Origin of the sequence: Streptomyces sp. NBC_00989 (assembly GCF_045162655.1) — a bacterium.
Classification (GTDB): domain Bacteria; phylum Actinomycetota; class Actinomycetes; order Streptomycetales; family Streptomycetaceae; genus Streptomyces.
Map to the genome: position 1 here is coordinate 2106381 of NZ_CP108728.1, position 19946 is coordinate 2126326.

19 protein-coding genes are annotated in these 19946 nt (G+C 70.5%); 1 reads left to right on the forward strand and 18 read right to left on the reverse strand.

Annotated features, from left to right (window positions below; all coding sequences use genetic code 11):
- Window positions 1-8: 8 nt before the first annotated feature.
- The 17 genes from aroC to OG714_RS09200 all read right to left on the reverse strand — a co-directional run bounded on the left by aroC (window position 9) and on the right by OG714_RS09200 (window position 17075).
- Window positions 9-1193: a chorismate synthase gene (aroC, locus tag OG714_RS09120; protein WP_406131761.1), complete on the reverse strand. Its 1185-nt coding sequence runs from the start codon at window positions 1191-1193 to the stop codon at window positions 9-11.
- Between the two features lie 2 nt (window positions 1194-1195).
- Window positions 1196-2506 (reverse strand): 3-phosphoshikimate 1-carboxyvinyltransferase, encoded by a 1311-nt coding sequence (gene aroA, locus OG714_RS09125; protein ID WP_406119820.1) that lies wholly within the window; start codon window positions 2504-2506, stop codon window positions 1196-1198.
- On the reverse strand, window positions 2503-3438 hold the full coding sequence (gene metF, locus OG714_RS09130) for a methylenetetrahydrofolate reductase [NAD(P)H] (protein WP_406119821.1): 936 nt from the start codon (window positions 3436-3438) through the stop codon (window positions 2503-2505). The genes aroA and metF overlap by 4 nt, the downstream gene beginning before the upstream one ends.
- On the reverse strand, window positions 3435-4403 hold the full coding sequence (locus OG714_RS09135; protein WP_406119822.1) for a carbohydrate kinase family protein: 969 nt from the start codon (window positions 4401-4403) through the stop codon (window positions 3435-3437). The genes metF and OG714_RS09135 overlap by 4 nt, the downstream gene beginning before the upstream one ends.
- A gap of 1 nt (window position 4404) precedes the next feature.
- Window positions 4405-5568 carry a methionine adenosyltransferase gene (metK, locus tag OG714_RS09140; RefSeq protein ID WP_406119823.1) on the reverse strand — a complete coding sequence of 388 codons (1164 nt, stop codon included), beginning with the start codon at window positions 5566-5568 and terminating at the stop codon, window positions 4405-4407.
- Window positions 5569-5698: 130 nt separating this feature from the next.
- Window positions 5699-6313, reverse strand: a complete 615-nt coding sequence (gene wrbA / locus OG714_RS09145) for an NAD(P)H:quinone oxidoreductase (RefSeq protein ID WP_406119824.1) — start codon at window positions 6311-6313, stop codon at window positions 5699-5701.
- Window positions 6314-6321: 8 nt separating this feature from the next.
- Window positions 6322-6873 (reverse strand): flavin reductase family protein, encoded by a 552-nt coding sequence (locus tag OG714_RS09150; protein ID WP_406119825.1) that lies wholly within the window; start codon window positions 6871-6873, stop codon window positions 6322-6324.
- A gap of 29 nt (window positions 6874-6902) precedes the next feature.
- On the reverse strand, window positions 6903-7541 hold the full coding sequence (phzG, locus tag OG714_RS09155; RefSeq protein ID WP_406119826.1) for a phenazine biosynthesis FMN-dependent oxidase PhzG: 639 nt from the start codon (window positions 7539-7541) through the stop codon (window positions 6903-6905).
- A gap of 10 nt (window positions 7542-7551) precedes the next feature.
- Window positions 7552-8385 (reverse strand): PhzF family phenazine biosynthesis protein, encoded by an 834-nt coding sequence (locus OG714_RS09160; RefSeq protein WP_406119827.1) that lies wholly within the window; start codon window positions 8383-8385, stop codon window positions 7552-7554.
- A gap of 31 nt (window positions 8386-8416) precedes the next feature.
- Window positions 8417-8752, reverse strand: coding sequence for a hypothetical protein (locus OG714_RS09165; protein ID WP_406119828.1), 336 nt, complete (start codon window positions 8750-8752; stop codon window positions 8417-8419).
- Window positions 8742-10655 carry an anthranilate synthase family protein gene (locus OG714_RS09170; protein ID WP_406119829.1) on the reverse strand — a complete coding sequence of 638 codons (1914 nt, stop codon included), beginning with the start codon at window positions 10653-10655 and terminating at the stop codon, window positions 8742-8744. The genes OG714_RS09165 and OG714_RS09170 overlap by 11 nt, the downstream gene beginning before the upstream one ends.
- Window positions 10652-11275, reverse strand: coding sequence for an isochorismatase family protein (locus OG714_RS09175; protein ID WP_406119830.1), 624 nt, complete (start codon window positions 11273-11275; stop codon window positions 10652-10654). Before OG714_RS09175 ends, OG714_RS09170 begins: the two co-directional genes overlap by 4 nt.
- 45 nt (window positions 11276-11320) lie before the next feature.
- Window positions 11321-12505, reverse strand: coding sequence for a 3-deoxy-7-phosphoheptulonate synthase (locus OG714_RS09180; RefSeq protein WP_406119831.1), 1185 nt, complete (start codon window positions 12503-12505; stop codon window positions 11321-11323).
- A gap of 70 nt (window positions 12506-12575) precedes the next feature.
- Window positions 12576-13055 (reverse strand): PhzA/PhzB family protein, encoded by a 480-nt coding sequence (locus tag OG714_RS09185; protein ID WP_406119832.1) that lies wholly within the window; start codon window positions 13053-13055, stop codon window positions 12576-12578.
- Between the two features lie 49 nt (window positions 13056-13104).
- Complete coding sequence (locus tag OG714_RS09190) at window positions 13105-14328, reverse strand: acyl-CoA dehydrogenase family protein (RefSeq protein ID WP_406119833.1); 1224 nt, start codon at window positions 14326-14328, stop codon at window positions 13105-13107.
- Between the two features lie 167 nt (window positions 14329-14495).
- Window positions 14496-15884 (reverse strand): FAD-dependent oxidoreductase, encoded by a 1389-nt coding sequence (locus tag OG714_RS09195; protein ID WP_406119834.1) that lies wholly within the window; start codon window positions 15882-15884, stop codon window positions 14496-14498.
- A 357-nt stretch (window positions 15885-16241) separates the two neighbouring features.
- Window positions 16242-17075, reverse strand: a complete 834-nt coding sequence (locus OG714_RS09200) for an SAM-dependent methyltransferase (protein WP_406119835.1) — start codon at window positions 17073-17075, stop codon at window positions 16242-16244.
- A 293-nt stretch (window positions 17076-17368) separates the two neighbouring features.
- Here OG714_RS09200 and OG714_RS09205 point away from each other — a divergent pair, with 293 nt between their 5' ends.
- Window positions 17369-18388, forward strand: coding sequence for an Lrp/AsnC family transcriptional regulator (locus OG714_RS09205; RefSeq protein WP_406119836.1), 1020 nt, complete (start codon window positions 17369-17371; stop codon window positions 18386-18388).
- 81 nt (window positions 18389-18469) lie between these two features.
- On the opposite strand, the gene OG714_RS09210 is transcribed toward OG714_RS09205, so the two are convergent.
- Window positions 18470-19921, reverse strand: coding sequence for an MFS transporter (locus OG714_RS09210; RefSeq protein WP_406119837.1), 1452 nt, complete (start codon window positions 19919-19921; stop codon window positions 18470-18472).
- Between the last annotated feature and the right edge of the window lie 25 nt (window positions 19922-19946).

The window sequence follows — 19946 nt, forward strand, 5'->3', positions numbered from 1 at the left end:
TACCGCGGTCACCGGATCGCCAGGTTCTCGAGGTACGACCGCACGTTACGACGGGTCTCGGGCACCGAGTCGCCACCGAACTTCTCCGCCACCGCATCCGCCAGGACCAGCGCGACCATCGCCTCCGCGACAATCCCCGCAGCCGGCACCGCAGACACGTCGGAACGCTGATGATGGGCCTGCGTGGCCTCACCCGTCACCACATCGACCGTCTGCAGAGCACGCGGCACCGTCGCGATCGGCTTCATCGCCGCCCGCACCCGCAACAACTCACCCGTCGACAGACCACCCTCAGTACCACCCGACCGGCCCGAGACACGCCGAATGCCCTCACCGGTGTTCACGATCTCGTCGTGCGCCAGCGAACCGGGCACCCGGGCGAGTTCGAAGCCGTCGCCGATCTCGACACCCTTGATCGCCTGAATACCCATCAGCGCACCGGCGAGACGGGCATCCAGCTTCCGGTCCCAGTGCACATGCGAGCCCAAGCCGACGGGAACCCCGTAGGCCAGGATCTCGACCACACCACCGAGAGTGTCACCGTCCTTGTGGGCCTGATCGATCTCCGCGACCATCTGCTTCGACGCATCCGCGTCCAGGCACCGCACCGGATCCGCGTCCAGCTTCCCGACATCGGCGGGCGTCGGCAGCACACCGCGCGGGGCCTTCGCCGAGGCCAGCTCGACGACGTGCGAGACGATCTCGATCCCGGCCGTCTCCCTGATGTACGACCGCACGACGGCACCCAGCGCGACACGCGCCGCCGTCTCACGCGCCGAGGCACGCTCCAGGATCGGACGCGCCTCGTCGAAGCCGTACTTCTGCATACCGGCAAGATCAGCATGGCCGGGGCGCGGACGGGTCAGCGGAGCGTTACGCGCCAGCCCCGCCAGGATCTCCGGATCGACCGGGTCCGCCGCCATGACCTGCTCCCACTTGGGCCACTCCGTGTTCCCCACCATGATCGCGACCGGGGAACCGAGCGTGAGACCGTGCCGGACACCACCCAGGAAGGTGACCTCGTCACGCTCGAACTTCATCCGCGCACCACGTCCATAACCGAGCCGGCGCCGGGCCAGGTGATCCGCCACCATCTCCGTGGTGATCGGCACACCGGCGGGAAGACCCTCCAGCGTCGCCACGAGTGCGGGACCGTGGGACTCCCCCGCGGTCAGCCAGCGCAACCTGCCCATACTCACTGGTGCTCCTCGATCGACTCATCCGCGCCGACGGGCGGTTCGTACCAGGGGAAGAGCCGCCGCAGCTCGCTGTGGAACGCTGGAAATGTCTTCGCCACGCAGTGCGGGTCGTCCAGGGTCAGCGTGTCCGGGGTGGTGAGACCGAGCACCGAGAAGGCCATCGCGATGCGATGGTCGTGGCGGCAGGAGACGCGCGCGGAACGTGGTGTGCCGGGGTACACGGTGATCCAGTCGCTGCCCTCGGCGGTCTCGATTCCACAGGCCCGAAGGTTCTGCGCGACGGCGGCGATGCGGTCGGACTCCTTCAGGCGTGTGTGTCCGATGCCGTGGATCGTGATCGGTGCGTCGGCGAGCGGGGCGATCGCGGCGAGGGTCATGAAGGTGTCCGACACATCTCCCATGTCGACGGCGAAGCCTCCGCGCAGTCGTCCGGTTCCGGTCACCGTTGTCGCCGTCTCGTCCACGCGTACCTCGGCGCCCGCCTTCGCGAGGATCTCCACGAAACGGAGGTCGCCTTGAAGACAGCCCGCGCCGAGGCCCGGCACGGTGACGGTGCGTCCCGTCACGGCCGCGGCGGCGAAGGCGTACGAGGCCGTGGAGGCATCCGGTTCGACGACCGTGTCGGTGGCCGTGTACGGCCCCGGCTCGACCCGCAGATCGCCGTCCTCACCCTCGGTGACGCGGGCGCCGTAGCGTCGCATCAGCGCCAACGTCATGTCCACGTAGGGGCGGCTGACCAGGCCCAGGGCGCGGACCCGGAGTCCCGTGCGCATCAGGGGCGCCGCCATGAGCAGACCGCTGAGGTACTGGCTGCTCGGCGACGACTCCACCGTGATGTTCCCACCGGCCAGTCCTTCGGCGCGGACCAGCAGGGGTAGGCCGTTGCCCGGACCCGCCTCGATGTCGGCTCCCAGTCCGCGCAGCGCCTCCAGCAGAGGTTCCTGGGGGCGGGCCCGCAGTTGGGAGGAGCCGTCGAAGAGGAAGGCGCCGTGGCCGGTGGCGGCGAAAGGGGGCAGGAAGCGGGCGGCCGTCCCGGCGTCCGCGCACCACAGGCGGGCCCGTCCGGTCGGGCCCCGGCCCGCTCCCGTCACCTCCCAGGACTCGTCCAGAGGACCGACCCGCACGGGGATGCCGCATTCCCTGAGCGCGCCGCGGAAGGCGAGCGTGTCCTCACCGACCAGCGGGGCGTGGATCCGGCTCGTGCCCTCGGCGGCCGCCGCGAGGAGCAGGAGCCGGTTGGTCAGGCTCTTGGAGCCGGGGATTCTGGCGATGAGGGGCGTCGTGCCGCGTGTGGTGTCCGTGTTCACGTGACCACCTCCGGGTCGCGGCGTGGGGTGGGCAGACGCAGTCCGCGGTGGATGTCCATGGCGGCGGACGACTGGTTGAGGGTGATGTAGTGCAGTCCGGGGGCTCCCTCGTCGAGCAGCCGCTGGGCGAGTTCGGTGGCGTGGTCGACGCCGATGCGGTGGGACTCCCCGGGGTCGTACTGCGCGGTCCGCAGGCGCAGCGCGAGGTCGTCGGGGAATGTCGCGTCGCTGAGGCGGGCGAACCGTGCGATCTGTTCGTAGCGGGTGGCGGGCATGATGCCCGGGATGACCGGGGTGTCGCAGCCGGCGAGGGCCAGCCGGTCGCGCAGCCGGAGGTAGTCCTCGGCGCGGAAGAACATCTGGGTGATGGCGTAGTCGGCGCCGGCCCGGCACTTGGCCACGAGATGGCGGATGTCGGTGTCCCAGTCCGGTGAGCGGGGGTGGCGTTCCGGGAAGGCCGCGACGCCGATGCTGAACGTGCCGCACCGGCGGATGAGTTCGACGAGCTCGGCGGCATGCCGCAGGCCGTGGGGGTGCGGGATCCACGGGCCCCGGGGGTCTCCGGGCGGGTCTCCGCGCAGGGCGAGGACGTCGCGGATACCGGCGTCGGCGTAGCGGCCGATGATCGCGCGCAGCTCGGCGGTGGAGTGCTGGACCGCGGTGAGGTGGGCCACCGGGCGCAGGGTGGTGTCCTCGGCGATCCGCCGGGTGAGCGCCGTGGTGCGTTCTCGGGAGGTGCCGCCGGCGCCGTACGTCACCGACACGAAGGACGGGTCGAGGGTCTCGACGCGGCGCAGCGCGTCCCACAGCGCGCGTTGCCCTTTGCCGGTCCTGGGCGGGAAGAACTCGAAGGAGTACGAGCGGTGGCCTGCCGTGATCAGTTCGGCCGGTCCCCTGCGGATCCGCTCGGCCGGCGGGGCGGGAGTCGTCATGCCGTGTCGCCTCCTGGCGGGGTCGCCGGTCCGTATGCCGCGGTCGTCAGGGCTCGCAGATGTGCGGCGGACGTGGTGTAGGTCTGGGTGCCTGTGCGCGACAGCGCCCGGGCGGCCAGGGCCGAGCCCGACTGCGCGCACCGGGTGGTGTCCTCGCCCGCGGCCAGGGCTGCCAGGTAGCCGGCGCGGAAGGCGTCGCCCACGCCTGTCGGGTCGGCCGCCCCGGGGGTGGCGACGGCGGGGATGTCCAGCGTGGGTTCGTCCGCGCGCTCGACGCGGCTGCCCTTCTCCCCGAGGGTGGTGATCCATACGCCGACGCGGCGCAGGACGTCGGATCGGGACCAGCCTGTCTTGGCGAGCAGCAGCGCGTGTTCGTACTCGTTGGTGAACAAGTGGTCGGCGCCCTCGACGAGTTCACGGATCCGGGGGGCGTCGAGCCGGGCCAGTTGCCGGGACGGGTCGGCGGCGAAGGGGATGCGGTGGGCGCGGCACGCGCGTGTGTGCCGGAGCATCGCGGCCGGGTCGTCGGCACCGACGAGGACGAGGTCGGCGCCTCCGCCCCGGCGTACGACGTCGACGAGGTCGATGTCGGCGGCCTCGGTCATCGCTCCCGGATGGAAGGAGGCGATCTGGTTGCCGTCCGGGTCGGTGGTGCACAGGAAGCGGGCGGTGTGGCGGGTGCGGGAGACATGGACCCCGGAGGTGTCCACGCCGAGTGCCGACAGCCGCTGTCCGTACTGGCCGAAGTCCGTGCCCACCGCTCCCACCAGCAGCGGGCGGTGGTCCAGTCGGGCCAGGCCGTAGGCGATGTTCGCGCCCACTCCCCCGTCGCGGATCTCCAGGGTGTCGACCAGGAACGACAGCGAGACATGATCGATGCGGTCGGCGAGCAGTTGGTCGGCGATACGGCCGGGGAATGTCATCAGGTGGTCGGTGGCGATGGAACCGGTGACGGCGATCCGCATGTCAGACCCCGGCCGCCGCGCGCAGGGCGTCGACCCGGTCGGTGCGCTCCCAGGTGAAGTCGGGCAGTGCGCGCCCGAAGTGGCCGTACGCGGCGGTCCGGGCGTAGATCGGGCGACGCAGGTCGAGGTCGCGGATGATCGCGGCCGGGCGCAGGTCGAAGACCTGCCGGATGGCGTGCTCGATCGCCGTGTACGGCACGGCGGCGGTGCCGAAGGTCTCCACGAACAGGCCGACGGGCTCGGCCACTCCGATCGCGTACGCCACCTGGACCTCGCAGCGGCGGGCGAGTCCGGCGGCGACCACGTTCTTGGCGACCCAGCGCATCGCGTACGCGGCCGAACGGTCCACCTTGGAGGGGTCCTTGCCGGAGAAGGCGCCGCCGCCGTGGCGGGCCATGCCGCCGTACGTGTCGATGATGATCTTGCGGCCGGTCAGGCCGGCGTCGCCCATCGGGCCGCCGATCTCGAAGCGGCCGGTCGGGTTGACCAGGAGGCGGTAGCCGTCGGTGTCCAGTTTGACGCCGTGCTCCGCCAGCCGGGCCAGTTCGTGCTCGACCACGTGGGTACGGATGTCGGGGGTGAGCAGGCCGTCCAGGTCGATGTCCGCGGCATGCTGCGCGGAGACGACGACCGTGTCCAGGCGGGCCGCGCGGCTGCCCAGGTACTCGATGGTGACCTGGGTCTTGCCGTCCGGGCGCAGATAGGGGGCGACACCCTCCTTGCGGACCTCCGCGAGCCGCTGCGACAGGCGGTGGGCCAACTGGATGGGCAGCGGCATCAGTTCGGGTGTCTCGTCGCAGGCGTACCCGAACATCAGGCCCTGGTCGCCCGCGCCGCCGGTGTCGACGCCCTGGGCGATGTCCGGGGACTGGGCGCCGATCGACACGGACACCCCGCACGACCGCCCGTCGAACCCCTTCTGGGACGCGTCGTAGCCGATGTCGAGGACGGCCTCCCGGACCAGGCCGGGGATGTCCGCGTACGCGGTGGTGGCCACTTCTCCGGCGACGTGCACCTGCCCGGTGGTGATCAGGGTCTCCACGGCGACCCGCGACCGCGGATCCTCCGTGAGCAGGGCGTCGAGGACGGTGTCGCTGATCCGGTCGGCGATCTTGTCGGGGTGGCCCTCGGTCACGGACTCCGAGGTGAACAGGCGGCGGGACATGGCTCTCCCTGTGGTCGCAGCGGCTGCTGGCTGGTGGGACGTCGCACGCGAAGGCGTGAAGGTGTCGGGCCGGAGAGCTCCCCGGGGGAAGTAGGAGCTCTCCGGCCCTGCTGGGGGGGGTGATGGATGGTCAGGAGGCGGCGGCCGTGAGGGCCTTGGCGAGGCGCACCACCCGTTCGGCCTGGACCCGGGCCGCGTTGCGGGTGACGTCGCCGACGGGGACGGTGCCGCCGGCATCGTGGTGGGCGGTGCCGTAGGGGTTGCCGTCGACGAACTTGTCCGGGTGGGTGAACCCGGGGGCGACGACGATGCCGCCGAAGTGGTGGAAGGACTGCATGAGGGCGAGCAGGGTGGACTCGTTGCCGCCGTGCGGGCTGCCCGTGGAGGTGAAGCCGCTGTAGACCTTGTCGGCCAGTTCGCCACGCCTCCACGCACCGCCGAGGGTGTCGAGGAACTGCTTGAGCTGGGCGGCGATGTTGCCGAACCGGGTCGGAGAACCCATGAGGACGGCGTCGGCCCAGACGATGTCCTCGACGGCGGCGAGCGGGATGCCGGCGGTCGCCGCCGCGGTGGCGGCCCAGGCGGACTGGGATGCGACGACTTCTTGGGGGGCGAGTTCCGCCACCCGGCGGAGCCGGACCTCGGCGCCGGCCTTCTCGGCCGTGTCGGCGATCTCCCGGGCGATGTCGGCGACATGGCCGGTGGCGGAGTAGTAGACGACGGTGACCTTTACGACGGTGTCCATGCCGGTCCTCACCAGTCCGCCAGGTGGAGGGACAGCAGCGGATCCGCCAGGGCGAGCGCGGAGGCCGGGTGGGTGAACGTCCGGTCGTAGTGGACGAGCGGAGTGCGGTCGTCGTCCACGTGGGTGTCCAGGACGCGGCCGACGACGATGCTGTGATCGCCCCCGTCGAGGACGGCGTGCAGCGCGCAGGCGATCCGGGCGCAAGCACCCGGCGCGCCGGGCAGGCCCAGCTCGCAGGGCACGATGTCCCCCTCCATGTCGCCTTCGGCGAACCGGTCGACGCCGGACCGGGCGAAGCGGAGTGCGACCTGGTCCTGCCCGTGTGCGAGGAGGTTGACCAGGAAGCGGTCTGCGGACGTGAACGCCGTGTGGGTGCTGGCGGTCTTGTTCAGGCAGACCAGGACGAGGGGCGGGTCCAGGGACAGGGAGCTGAAGGAGGTCGCCGTGAAACCCCAGCGCCGTCCGGTGCCGTCGACGGTCGTGACCACGGTCACCGGTCCGGGAACCCTGGACATGGCGTGGGTCAGGGCCGCGCCGGTGGTGCCTGCTGTGCCATTCATGGGGCGATCACTCTCCGGTGGCAGGCGGATCAGGGCTGGAGGCGGCACGTGCGCCATCCTCGGTCGTGACGGTCGTAGCGCAGCCTGCGGTGCAGCCGGTCCGAGTCGGCGCACCAGAACTCCACGGCGACCGGGCTGAGCAGGTATCCGACGAAGCGTGCGGGGCGCGGCAGCGGGGTCGCGGGGGCCGCGAGGCGGTCCGCCTGGGCGCGCAGGGCGGTCACGTCCCGCAGGGGTTCGCTCTGCCGGGAGGCCGCGGACATCGAGTGCATGGGGATCGGCCGGCCGGACCAGAGGGCATCGGAGTCGGCGTCGCTCGACTGGGCGACGGGACCGGAGAGGATGAGCTGCTGGCCGGTCTCGCGCCAGTAGAGGAGGCCGGACGCCCAGCCGGTGGCCGCCATCTCCCGGCCCTTCTGGCTGGTGGAGTGGCTGGCGAACACCAGCCCGCGGGCGGTGATGTCGGTGACGGAGACGATGCGGTTGGAGGCCCGTCCCTGGCTGTCGGCGGTCGCCAGCGCGAGAGCGCGGGGTTCGCGCACCTCGCGTGCGGTCGCCTCGCTGATCCACTGGTGGACGAGCCCCATGGGCTCGGCGGGCGGACGGTCGTACTCGGGGAAGTCCAGGTCGACTTCGCCGGTGAGGCTCTCGAATCGGCTGCTGTTCACGCGTTCCTCGCTAGACGTAGAGGGTGCCGCGGGCGGCGACGACACCGTGGCCGCCGACCTCGACCGACCGGACGGTCCCGCCGGTGCCTTCGGCGGTGGCGAGCATCAAGGACGGGCGGCCCATCTCGACGCCCTGAAGGATCTCCAGGTGCTGCCCGTAGGCGGCGAGCCGGTGCCGGGCCAGGTGGATGGCGAGCGGCCCGGCGGCCGAGCCCGTCGCCGCGTCCTCCACGACGCCGTAGGCGGGCGAGAACATACGGGTCCGCCAGTGGACACCCGCGCCGGCGAAGCAGTTGGCCGCCATGTCCGGGAACCGCCCGAGGGCCCGGTGATCGGGGCGGAGAGCGGACAGCTCCGTGACGCTCGGGAGCCCCACGAGGACGTGCCGGGGGCCGTTGCGGTAGATCTCCACGGGCGCGACGGTCTCCCCGACTCCGAGCGCCGCCAGGAGTTCCGCACGGTGCTCGTACGGCTCCCAGGTGGGGACGGGCTGTCGCATCCGTACGGTCGTGACGCCGTCGTCGTCGGCGAGTTCGAACGGGATGACGCCCATGGCGGTCTCGAGCCGGAGCCGGTCCTCCTTGAGCGTGTGTCCCAGCGCCACCGCGGTGCCCAGCAGCGGATGGCCGGCGAACGGCAGCTCGTTGACGGGGGTGAAGATGCGGATGCGGGCGTCTCCGCCCTGCTCGGGCGGCAGGACGAAGGTGACCTCGGAGAGGTTCATCTCGCGGGCGATGCGCTGCATCAGTTCGGTGGTCAGGTCGGCGGCGTCGAAGAAGACCGCCACGGGATTGCCTTCGAGGGGAGTCCGGGCGAAGGCGTCGACGACTGTGTATGCGTGCACGTGAGTGTCCCCCGGGTAGTGGTGCGGTTGTTCAGGCGGTCGCCGTGAACACGGGCCCTGGTCCGTCGAGTCCGAGCAGCGAGTGGGCGCCCTCGACCGTGGCCTCGACGTCGAAGCGGGTCCGGTGCGTGGGCGGGCGCCCGATCAACTGCGCGGCCCGGTTGGGCGGCAGCCCGTCGGGGCGGTCCGCCTCCCAGAGCATCACCGCGCCCCACCGGTTGTGCTGCCGGTCCGCCATCCAGAACTTCAGCCGCAGACCCGGTACGTCGCTCCACGCGGCGACCGCCCCGTCCCGAAGGTGTTCCCGCAGCGAGTCGATGGTCTGCGGCGTTCCGTCGAGGTCCCACCAGACGATGTCAACCCGCACGGCCGAGCACCTCCTGGATGGTGCGGCCCAGGATGCGCGGACCGTCGACGGTGAGCACCGACTCGGCGTGGAACTGCATCGAGGCGAAGCCGGGTCCGCGCAGTCCGTGCACCTCTCCCGTCGCCGGGTCACGGCTCACCTCCACGGCACCGATCCCCGCGATGTCCTGCTTGTCCTCGTCGCTGTGGGCGGCGAAGGTGTTGTAGAACCCGACGCGTTCCCGGCTGCCGAACAGGTCGATCTCGCGTTGCACTCCCTGGTTCGGGACATCCCGGCGGATCAGGCCGAGTCCGAGGCCGAGGCTGAGCACCTGGTGGCTCAGACACACGGCGAGGAAGGGCCGTTGCTCGGCCAGCAGGCAGTCGATCGCGGAGCGCAGGCTGCGGATCTTGGGGTCGTCGGCCGCTCGGGGGTCGCCGGGTCCCGGTCCCATCACGACCAGGTCGTGGTCGCCGAAGGCATACGGATCGTCGAAGTGACAGATCGTCACTTTCAGCCCCAGGGAGCGGAGTTGAAGCCCGATCATGGCGGTGAAGGTGTCCTCGGCGTCGATGATCAGGGCGCTCAGTCCTTCCAGCCCGGTCACCGCGGGCCGTCGGCCGGCGTTCTCGTCGAGCCAGAACCGGGCGATGCCGCTGTTGCGCTGTGCCAGGGCCGCGCGGACGTCCGGATGGGTGCCGTACCGCTGGGCACGTCCGTTCTCCAGGGCGCCGAGGAGGCCGGCCGCCTTGGCCCGGGTCTCGGCGACCTCCGACAGGGGGTCGGAGTGCCGGACCAGTGTGGCGCCGACCCCGATCCGCACCCTGCCGCGGGTGTCGATGTCGGCGGTGCGGATGAGGATCGCCGAGTCGAGAACACGCTCGCCGCTCGCGTCCCGTCCGATCAGCGCGGCCACACCGCTGTAGTAACCGCGGCCTTCGGGCTCGTACTTGTGGATGATCCGGACCGCGCTCTCCAGCGGGCTGCCCGTGACCGTGGGCGCGAACAGCGTCTCGTGCAGGATCTCGCGCACGTCCCGGTCGGTGCGTCCGTCGATGAAGTACTCGGTGTGGGCCAGCCGCGCCATCTCCTTGAGATAGGGGCCCAGGACACGGCCGCCGCCCTCGCAGATGCGGGCCATCATCTTCAGTTCCTCGTCGACGACCATGTACAGCTCGTCGGTCTCCTTGCGGTCGGCGAGGAACTCGGTGACGCCTTCCAGGGTGGAACCGGCCGGCGGGTAGCGATAGGTGCCGCTGATCGGGTTCATGACCGCGGTCCCGCCGCTCACCGAGATGTGCCGTTCAGGGGTGGCGCCCACGAAGGTGCGGTCACCGGTGTGGATGACGAACGTCCAGTACGCGCCCTGTTCCCGCTCCAGCAACCGGCGGAAGAACACCAGCGCGTCGCGGAGCGAGTAGTCGCCGATCTCGGCCAGGAAGGACCGCTTGACGACGAAGTTGGCGCCCTCCCCGGTGCCGATCTCGTCCGCGACGACGCGGCGTACGGTTTCGGCGTACCGCTCGTCGTCGATGTCGAAGCCGTGGGCCGTCACGGAGGTCGGTGTGTCCGGAAGCCGGAGAAGCAGTTCGGGCATCGAGACCCGGTCCTGCTCGGTGACGGACAGCGCGATGAGGGGCGCGCCGTCGTCGGGAGCGGTGAAGCCGCGTTCGGTGATCTGCCGGTACGGCGCCACGACCAGGACATCGTGCCCGGTCCCCGCGCTGCCGGGCGTCGGGTGATCGGTGAGGGGGATGTCGGCCAGGGTCTCCGGCAGCGTCACGTCGCCGACCAGGACGTCGACCGTGTCCGGGACGCCGGTCTCCGGACGGTGCAGGAGGGCGAAGGCGGATGCCTGGAGGTTCAGTACGCGGCCGAGCAGGTCGCCGGGGGTTCGAAAGCCCGGGTCGTGTCGCGTGCTCATATGAGCACCTCCGTGGACGGGAGCACCACCGCGCAGCGCTGGGCCGCGTAGTCCAGGGCCAGTCGGTGGTGGGCCTCGGAGAAGTCGCCGAGGGCGTCGGCGGCGAGGAAGGTCTGGATGTCGTTGGTGAACGCCTCCAGTGCGGTGGCCAGGACGCCGACATGGGCGTACACACCGCACAGCACGAGTTGGTCGCGGCCCGCGGCCCGCATGCGGTCGAGCAGGTCGGAGCGGAAGAAGGCGCTGTAGCGCCACTTGGTGAGCACCCAGTCCTCCTCGGTGGGCGCGAGTTCGGGCACCACCTCGCGGTCCGCCGGGTCGGTGCGCATACCGGGGCCCCAGAAGTCCTTGAGCAGTCCGCGCTGTTCGTCGGTCATCCGGCCGGGCTGGGCGGTGTAGGCCACGGGGACGCCGAGGGCGGCGGCCCGCTTGCGCAGGGTGGCGGCGTTGTGGACGAGTTCGCCGCGCAGGGGGTCGGGCAGTGCCTGGAGGAAGTAGCGCTGCATGTCGTGGACGAGCAGGACGGCGCGGTCCGGATGCGGGGTCCAGTCCGCCACGTTCGCGGGCAGGCGTCCGGCGGTGGGCAGGGTGTACGGCGTGATGGCGGGTAGGCCGGCCATGGGATCAGCTCCTTTGCGGCGGGGTGGCCGCGTCGGCGGGGCGTGTCAGAGGGCGTCGGCCCATGCCGTGACCAGGGAGACGGCCTGCCGGGAGTTGAGGCGGGGGTCGCAGAAGGTGGTGTGCCGTTCGCCGATCCGGCCGAGCTCCGAGACGTCCGCGGCGCACTCCGTCACGTCGTCCGGTGTGGTCTCCAGGTGCAGTCCGCCGGCCACGCCGCCCGCCGCCGCGACCGCGTGGCCGAAGTCGTGGACCTCACGGGCCATGGTGGTCAGCAGGCGGGTCTTCCGGCCGCCCGGTGCGGTGATGGTGTTGCCGTGCATCGGGTCGCACAGCCAGATCACCGGGTGGCCCGCGGAGCGGACCGCCGCCACCAGGGTCGGCAGCCGCTCCCCGACGGTGTCGGCGCCCATCCGGGAGACCAGGGTGAGGCGGCCGGGTTCGCGCAGCGGGTCCAGGCGCTCGCACAGCGAGGTGATCTCCTCGGGGGTCGTGCCCGGGCCGACCTTGCAGGCGACCGGGTTGACCACATCGGCCAGCAGGTCGACGTGGGCGCCGTCCAGCTGGCGGGTGCGCTCACCGATCCACGGCCAGTGCGTGGATCCCAACCAGCGTGTGGAGTCGCCGAGTTCGCGGATCATCGGGACCTCGTAGTCCAGCAGGAGCGCCTCGTGGCTCGTCCACACCAGGGGTTCGACGCCCGGCCAGGTGCGCAGGGCGGGGGCGCGCCAGCCGAGGTGTTCCACGATGTCGCAGGCCGCCATGTACCCGGTGAGGATCCGCAGCGGGTCGGGACGCCTGGCCTCCGGGTCGGGCTCCGGGCTGTTGACCATGTGCCCTCGGTAGACGGGCAGCGCCAGGTCGCCGACCTGCTCGAAGTCGCTCGACCGCGGCTTGGCGAACTGGCCGGCCATCCGTCCGACGCGCAGCACGGGCTTCCCGGTGAGCATCTTCAGGGTGGTGCCGAGCAGGTCGAGCACGGCGGTCTTGCGCCGTACGTGCCCGGACGTGCACTCCTCCGGGTCCTCGGCGCAGTCTCCCGACTGGAGCACGAGCGCCTCCCCCGCCGCGACGGAGGCGAGCAGCGACCTGAGGGTGTGGACGTCCTCGATCCGGACGAGCGGCGGGCGGGAGCTGAGGATCTCCCGTACCCGCTGGACCTGTGCGAGGTCGGGCCAGTCGGGCTGTTGCAGCGCCTTGGACCTCTGTATTTCGGTTAGTGCGTGTCCCACGACAGTGCCCCCGTGAAGCGGAGAGGATTTATGTTCGGGTCATGGCATACCGTGCGTGCAGGCCGGCGGATCAGGTGGGGATGCCTTCACGTTCGATGCGCGGAACTTCTATTCCCAGCGCCTTGAACTGCTGGCAGGGATTCATGAACTCGCGCTGCTGCTTTATCTTCCCGTCCTCGAACAGGAAGGAGTGCAGGAAGTGGTTGCGGTAGTACCCGTCCGGATATCCGGGAAAAAGAATCTTTCCCTCTCCGTCGCATTCGACCCAGAAACGGTCGGGGTCCTGGCTGTCGAAGATCTCGACGTTGGTCCAGACCCAGTCGGGGAAGCACTTGAGCGACCAGACGGCGTGCTCGCCCAGCCGGTCGCGGCCGCGGATGACGATCGGTTCGCCGCTCTCCGTGGTCCACAGGCCGCCGGCACCGTCCTCGGTGAACAGCAGGTGGCGCCGGAGCCGGTCCTCGCCACGGGTGTTCATGTACTGCTCGACGATGGCCCGGTTGTGGGTGCGCAGTTCGGTCCGGTCGGTGGGTATTCGAGGTTCTGACATGGGTGTCCTCTGCTGGGGTGGGGCGAGGAATGAGGGGGATGCGCGGGGGTCAGACGATGAAGCTGATGTCGCGCGGGTCGCCGCCGACGAGGGCACGGCCGTAGACCTGCTCGGGGATGCCCATGCCGAAGCCGGCGTGTCGGCTGCCGACGTTGATGTCGCGCCAGAGCCGCTGGAGGGGGTTGGACTCGTTGAAGGCGGACGAGCCGTGGGCGGTGAGGAGGGTGTCCACGGCCTCCCTGCACAGCCGTCCGACCAGCGTGGACTCCAGCCGGTTGCGGGCCCGGACGGTGAGGTCGGCGTTGACGCCGGCCCGGGCGAGTTCGTCCACGGTGTCCGCGATGCGTGCGGCCACCAGCTTCGCCATGTCGATCTTCGAGGTGGCGTCGGCGAGGTCGAGCTGGAAGGTCGGCGACTGCGTCTGGTTCCGGTAGGTGGAACCGGCGACGGGGCGGGTGGGGCCCTTGTCGCGGACGAAGTCGAGGGCCGCCTCGGCACCACCGATCAGGGCGCCGATCAAGCCGATCGAGAACAGGCCGGTGAGGCTGTTGCGGTAGGGCAGCGCGGGATCGACGACACCGTCGGTCTCGCCGTTGAGGATCGGCAGGTACGGCACCAGCCTGTGGTCGGGTACGAAGATCCGGTCGGCCACGACGGTGTTGCTGCCGGTGCCGCGCATTCCGGCGAAGTACCAGGTGTCCTTGACGGCGACCTCGTCGGCCGGCATCAGGGCGAAGCGCACGTCGGGCCGGCCCGCGTCGGTGGGGACGGCGATCAGCGCGCTGACCCACTGTGCGTGCAGGCAGCCGGAGACGTACGCCCACTCGCCGCTGACGATCATGCCGCCGTCGACCGGTTCGACGGCCGGTGAGGGCAGCCCGAGGACCAGTGCGCACCGGGCGTCCGGGGCCTCTCCCCAGATCTCGTCGCCGGCCGCGGCCGGGAACAGGGCGGCCATGAAGTTGCCGGCGTTGAGGACGCCGGCGATCCAGGCGGCGGAGGGGCAGCCCCGGCCGAGCGTGGTGGCGACGTCGAGCAGGGTGCGCATGTCCGTCGCGTAGCCGCCGAGCCGCCGCGGTGTCTGCAGCCGCAGCAGTCCGGCCTCCGTCATGGCGGTGACGACCCGGTCGGATATCCGCCGCTCTCGTTCGCATTCGGCGGCGTCCGTCCACAGGAGTTCCCGCAGACCTTCGGCCCGCGCGACGAGTTCCGCACGGTCGGGAATCAGTTCTTCACTGGTGACCGAATCGACAGGGAGCACGGAATTCGACATTCCGAATCATTCCTTTCGCGTTTCTCGACAGGTGGAACGCTAGGGGCCCGAAATCCCGGAAGTCAAGGGTGACTATTTCCGATTCGCCGAGAATCCGGACCGCCGAAAATTGGCAGGACTCAATTACGCGCCGTGCTTTTCGACCGTGTTTTCGGGAGTTCGGTGGCTCAGCGCGGACCGACGGGGCGGCGCAGGTTGCCGAGCACGACCCTGCCGACGGTGAGCGGGTTGAGGAGGATGAGGGGTGAGGAGAGCAGGGAACTGACCTTGACGAACTCCTGGGTGAGCGCGGGGTCCCGCTCCGCCGCGTTCAGGAGCCGCTCGAAGTAGGCGTTGGTCAGCCGTACCGGGAGCGGCCGGTCCCCCTCGACCTGAGGAAGGGCCAGGTCACTGCCGACGGCCATCTGCCAGGCCACCTCGATCTTCCGGGCGGCGGCCCGGAAGAAGCGGTACGGCAGCCGGTCGCGCCCCCGGCCGAGACACTCCCGCAGGGCGGCGGCCTGGAGCGCGGCCACCGACATCCCCTGGCCGTAGACCGGGTTGAAGCTGCAGATCGCGTCGCCGAAGACGATCAGCCCCTCGGGAAACCTCTCCAGCCGTTCGTAGCGGCGGCGCACACTCGCCGGGTAGCGATGGGCCACCGGGTCGTCGAGAGGTTCGGCGGCGCACAGTGCCTCGAAGACGTCGGACGGCACGATGGGCTTGGCGAACTCCAGGAAGTCGGCGGGGTCGGTCGGCGGATGGTGGCCGCCGTAGCCGATCAGGGTGAGCATCCAGCGGTCCTCCTCGTGCTGGAGGAAGGTCGCACCTGTCGGCCGGCCCGGTGTGGCTCCCACGATGACCACCTTGCGGCGGCCGAGGGTGCCCGGCGCGAGACGCAGGGTGCGGCTGACGTACTTGATGTCGACGGCGATCCTGTCCTCACCCGGAGGTTCGTAGCCGAGGTCGGCCAGCCAGCGGGTGGTACGTCCGCCGCGTCCGGTCGCGTCGACGACGAGGTCGGCCGTCAACTCCCGTTCCGCACCGCCTTCGCGCTCCACGACCCGGACACCGGCGACACGGGATCCGTCCGACCCGCCGAGCAACCCCGCGGCCTCGCACCGGTCGATGATCTCCACACCCGGCAACTCCCTCACCCGCGCCCGGATCTGTCCCTCCAGCTGAGGCCGGGTCGGCTGGTAGGTGGGCGTGGGGTCCGCGTAACGGCCCTCCTGGCACAAGAGGTGACCGCCCGGCGCGAAGTACATCTCGGTGGGTTCCCGGACGACGGGGACCCCGCCCGCCTCGAACTCCTCCAGCAGTCCGGGGAACATCTCCTGGAGCCCACGGGTGCCGGCGGGCAGGATCGCGTGGGCGTGCCGCCCCTGCGGCACGCCGCGCCGGTTCTCGTCCGTCGCCGGGAGGGCGTCCCGGTCGACCACGGTGACGCGGTCGAAGGTGTCGGACAGCACCCTGGCGGCGAAGAGACCGGCGATGCTGGCTCCGAGAACCACACAGTGGCCGCCGCGGGCACCGGGCTCCTTGGGATCATGCGGGCGTGCGGTGTCGTCAGACATGCGATTCCTCTGCTGTCCGTGAGGCAGGTGACGGGGCTGATTTCCCGGTCGCGCCGGCGAGAAGAGCTCCGTGTCGGCCGTGGATCTCTCGTTCCGGGCCACGGGAAAAAGACTTTCGGCAAGCAGCGTGCAATGAGGCCGAGATCCGTCGCCGAGCCGCTCCGATTAACAGGGAGATGAACCGCAGGAAAATACACTGCGCGCGATCATACCCGGCGGTATCCCCGTAGTGCGACTAGGCCAAACCCGCACGGCGGGCAATGTCTCGGCCAACATGGGGGCGGCGTGGCGAGAAATGAGGCAACCGGCAACGGAATAGGGAATTCCGAATTACCGGCCGCGCACCCGGGAGTTCCCTCAGAGTTCCGCGGCCGCCAGCCAACAGGAAGGAAGCGGGGCGACCGTGCGCCCGTGACCGATCCGCGCGTCGTCCCCCGCGTACACGCGGGCCCGCCATCCGTGGCCGCCGAGCCACTCCTCGATGTCGTCGCGGGCGGAGAGCCACTTGGCACCCTGCTCCTCGACCCGCTCACGCACGGGCCTGCCCTCCTCCTGGAGCATGGCCGCCTTGAGGTGCTCCAGCATGAGCCGGCTCCCCGGCGCGGACAGTTCGGTGACGCCGGCCAGGAGGGACTCCCCGGCCGCGTCGGTCAGGTACATCAGCAGACCCTCGACCAGCCAGACCGTCGGCTGCCGCGGGTCGAAGCCCGCCGCACGCAGGTGGGACTGCCAGTCCTCGCGCAGATCAGCGGCCACGCCGTGGCGCTCGCACGCCAGGGGCAGTCCGGAGCGGGCGATGAGGGCGTCCTTGAACCGCGTCATCTCCGGCAGCTCCACCTCGAACCACCGGGTCCCGGCAGGCAGGGCGAGCCGTACGGTACGGCCGTCCACCCCCGCGGCGAGCGTGACGACCTGACGGATCCCGGTGCCGACCCCCGCGAGGATCTCGTCGTCGAGGAACCGCGTGCGCACCGCGAAGTACGTCGGGAAGCCGGCGGCGCTGTTGTGGGTCTGCTTGATCACCTCGGCCACCTCACCCAGCACCGGGTCCTCGGCCAGCGCCGACAGCATCGCGGCGGCCAGCGGGTCCCGGAACAACCCATCCGGACGCTCGCTTTCCAGTTGCCGCATCCAGGCGGTGAAGAGCGCTGTCTGTCCGACCCCGACGGAAGGTGTCTTCAGCTCCACCATAAAATCCTCCCCAAGACGAGTTCAATTCAACGGAAAGGAACGGTCTACGCAGGTAGATCGTCGACCGTGGGCATCCGTAAAAATTGCTGACTATTTCCTGGCGGAAGGGGCGCGAAAAGAGGATGGAAGACAGCCCACCCGTTCGCTGTACATGCCCCCGCTACGCCCGTGCATCTCAGCCCGAGCGGTTGACCTGATGGAATTCTGTGGGACCTTACGGCTGCGATGGTAGCGTGCTCTGCGTTATCTTCAAGTTTATTCCACGGAGCAGGGCCTCATTGAAGGATGTGTGCATGCTGGATGACCTGGACCGTGCCCTGATCCACGCGCTGCACATCGACGGCCGCGCACCTTTCAGCCAGATCGCCGCCGCCCTCGACGTCTCACCGCAGACCGTCGCCCGTCGCTACCGCCGACTGCGCACCGAGGCCTCCCTGCGGGTCGTGGGACTTCCGGACCCCCATCAGGCGGGTCAGACGCAGTGGCTCGTCCGGCTCACCGCGGCGGCGAGTTCCGCTCAGGACCTGGCCTACGCGCTCGTACGCCGCCGGGACACGTCGTGGGTGAAACTCACGTCCGGCGGCACCGAGATCGTCGCGATCATCCACGCGCCGACCGAGGCCGACGCGGGCAACTCCCTGCTGCTGCGCGACATCCCGCGTACCAGCAACATCACCGCGGTGTCCGCGCACTGCATCCTGCACACCTACCTCGGCGGTCCGACGAACTGGCGCCGCAGCGCCGACACACTGGACGAGGCGCAGCAACGCGTCCTGCGCGAGCACGACGCGACCGACACCTCGTACGTGCCCGTACCGCGCCAACTCACCGAGGCCGACGCGGGCTTACTGGTCGCTCTCCAGAAGGACGGCCGGGCCACACACGCGGAACTGGCGCAGGAGACGGGCTGGTCCCCGGTCACCGTGGCGCGCCGGCTCGCCGATCTGCAGGCGGGCGGCGCCATCTTCTTCGACGTCGAGGTCGACACCGGCCACTTCGGTGCCAACACCAGGGCGCTGCTGTGGATGTCGGTGAGCCCGGCGCAACTCGAGAACGTGGCGACGACACTGGCCGGCCACGACGAACTGGCCTACGTCGCCGCGACCACGGGCCCCACCAACCTGGTGGCTCAGGCCCTGTGCCGCGACCCCGCCGACCTGCACCACTACCTGGCCCGGCGGCTGGGCTCCCTGGACGCCATCCACACCCTCGAGACCAGCCCGGTCCTTCAGAACCTCAAGGCGTCGAGCCCCATCATCACCGATCTGGCCCGCACCAGAATCCCCCCGGCCCCTGCCCGTACACGGATCTGACGGTCTGTGGCCCACCAGCCACCGGCACGCCGAAGCGGCGGCCCGGAGGCCGCCGCACACACCCCGCGGGACATCGCTCCGCTAGTGCCCGGATCCCGCGTCGGCCGGAGCGTTCTTGTCGACCATCATCCGGCTGGCCGCGAAGCTGACCACCACCAGCGCCACGGCGACCCAGAAGGCGAGCTGGACGGCGTGCAGGGCGGCCCGGGCCCCGCCGTCACCCGCGCTGCCGAGGTAGACACTGCCGAGGACCGCCACCCCGAGCGTGGCGCCCAGTTGCTGGACCGCGTTCAGCAGACCGGCGGCCGAGCCGATCTCCTGCGGCTGGAGCGGCTTGAGCGCGATGGTGAAGAACGCCGGACTGAACAGGCCGACTCCGAGCCCGACGACCGCGAGCGCGAACAGCAGCGCCGTCGGGTACTTGTGCGCGTCCGCCGTGTGGTAGACGGCGATGGCGGCAAGCGCACCGACCAGCAGAACCGCCAGCCCGAGGGACATCATGCGGTGTCCGTAGCGCCTGACCAGGTGTGCGCCGGCCACCCAGGAGGCGACGGCCAGGCCCACCGACCACGGAGCGAGGGTCAGACCCGCCTTCAACACGTCCGTGCCCAGACCGAGTTGGAGCTGAAGCACGATGACCATCATCAGACCGTTCGTGACGGCGAAGAAGGACATCGACGTCACCAGTGCGGCCGGGAACCCGTGGTGGGCGAACAGACTCGGCTCCACCAGCGGGCTGCGTCCGGTGGCGGCCACCTGCCGCTGGTGCACCGCGAACAGCGCCATCAGGCACAGCCCGGCCACCATGGCCGCCCAGCTCCACCCCGACAGGGCGGTCAGGTCGGCGCCGATCAGCGGGTAGACGACAAGACCGATGCCGGCCATGGCCAGCAACGTGCCGGTCACGTCGAGGCCGGGCCGCTTGGGGGCGCGGTTCTCCATCAGCTTGGGCGCGATCGCGAGGACGACGACCGACACGGGGACGTTCACCAGGAACGCCGCGCGCCACGAGGAACCGAACAGGTCGGCGTGGGTGAGTACGCCGCCCAGCACCGGCCCGCACACGGCGGCCAGACCCATCACCGGCCCGATGCTGCCCAGGGCCTTGGACATCTCGGGACCGGCGAACATCGTCTTGATCAGGCCGATGGTCTGCGGAATGATCACCGCCGCCGCGGCTCCCTGCACCACCCGGAAGGTGATCAGGAGCCCGACGGTGGGCGCCGCGGCGCAGGCGGCGGACGCGACCATGAACCCGGTGACACCGATGACGAACAGCCGCTTGCGTCCGGCGATGTCACCGAGCCGGCCGCCGGTGATCAGCAGCACCGCGAACGGCAGGGTGTAGGCGGTCGTGAACCACTGGATGTCGGAGACCGACCCGCCCAGATCGGCATGGATCTTCGGTGCGGCGACCTGCACGATGGTCGCGTCCAACAGGTTCATCGCCTCACCGAGCAGCAGGGCGGTGAGCGCCAGCCACCGCCATCGGTACGCCGTGGGGTTCGGCGACAACACACGCTCAGCAGTCATCAGGGGATTCCTCTCCACCGTTGTC

Coding starts and splice junctions, on each gene's coding strand:
- aroC (WP_406131761.1), bottom strand. CDS start 1,193: ATGGGCAGGTTGCGCTGGCTGACCGCGGGGGAGTCCCACGGTCCCGCA.
- metF (WP_406119821.1), bottom strand. CDS start 3,438: ATGACGACTCCCGCCCCGCCGGCCGAGCGGATCCGCAGGGGACCGGCC.
- OG714_RS09135 (WP_406119822.1), bottom strand. CDS start 4,403: ATGCGGATCGCCGTCACCGGTTCCATCGCCACCGACCACCTGATGACA.
- metK (WP_406119823.1), bottom strand. CDS start 5,568: ATGTCCCGCCGCCTGTTCACCTCGGAGTCCGTGACCGAGGGCCACCCC.
- wrbA (WP_406119824.1), bottom strand. CDS start 6,313: ATGGACACCGTCGTAAAGGTCACCGTCGTCTACTACTCCGCCACCGGC.
- OG714_RS09150 (WP_406119825.1), bottom strand. CDS start 6,873: ATGAATGGCACAGCAGGCACCACCGGCGCGGCCCTGACCCACGCCATG.
- OG714_RS09170 (WP_406119829.1), bottom strand. CDS start 10,655: ATGAGCACGCGACACGACCCGGGCTTTCGAACCCCCGGCGACCTGCTC.
- OG714_RS09175 (WP_406119830.1), bottom strand. CDS start 11,275: ATGGCCGGCCTACCCGCCATCACGCCGTACACCCTGCCCACCGCCGGA.
- OG714_RS09185 (WP_406119832.1), bottom strand. CDS start 13,055: ATGTCAGAACCTCGAATACCCACCGACCGGACCGAACTGCGCACCCAC.
- OG714_RS09190 (WP_406119833.1), bottom strand. CDS start 14,328: ATGTCGAATTCCGTGCTCCCTGTCGATTCGGTCACCAGTGAAGAACTG.
- OG714_RS09195 (WP_406119834.1), bottom strand. CDS start 15,884: ATGTCTGACGACACCGCACGCCCGCATGATCCCAAGGAGCCCGGTGCC.
- OG714_RS09200 (WP_406119835.1), bottom strand. CDS start 17,075: ATGGTGGAGCTGAAGACACCTTCCGTCGGGGTCGGACAGACAGCGCTC.
- OG714_RS09205 (WP_406119836.1), top strand. CDS start 17,369: ATGCTGGATGACCTGGACCGTGCCCTGATCCACGCGCTGCACATCGAC.
- OG714_RS09210 (WP_406119837.1), bottom strand. CDS start 19,921: ATGACTGCTGAGCGTGTGTTGTCGCCGAACCCCACGGCGTACCGATGG.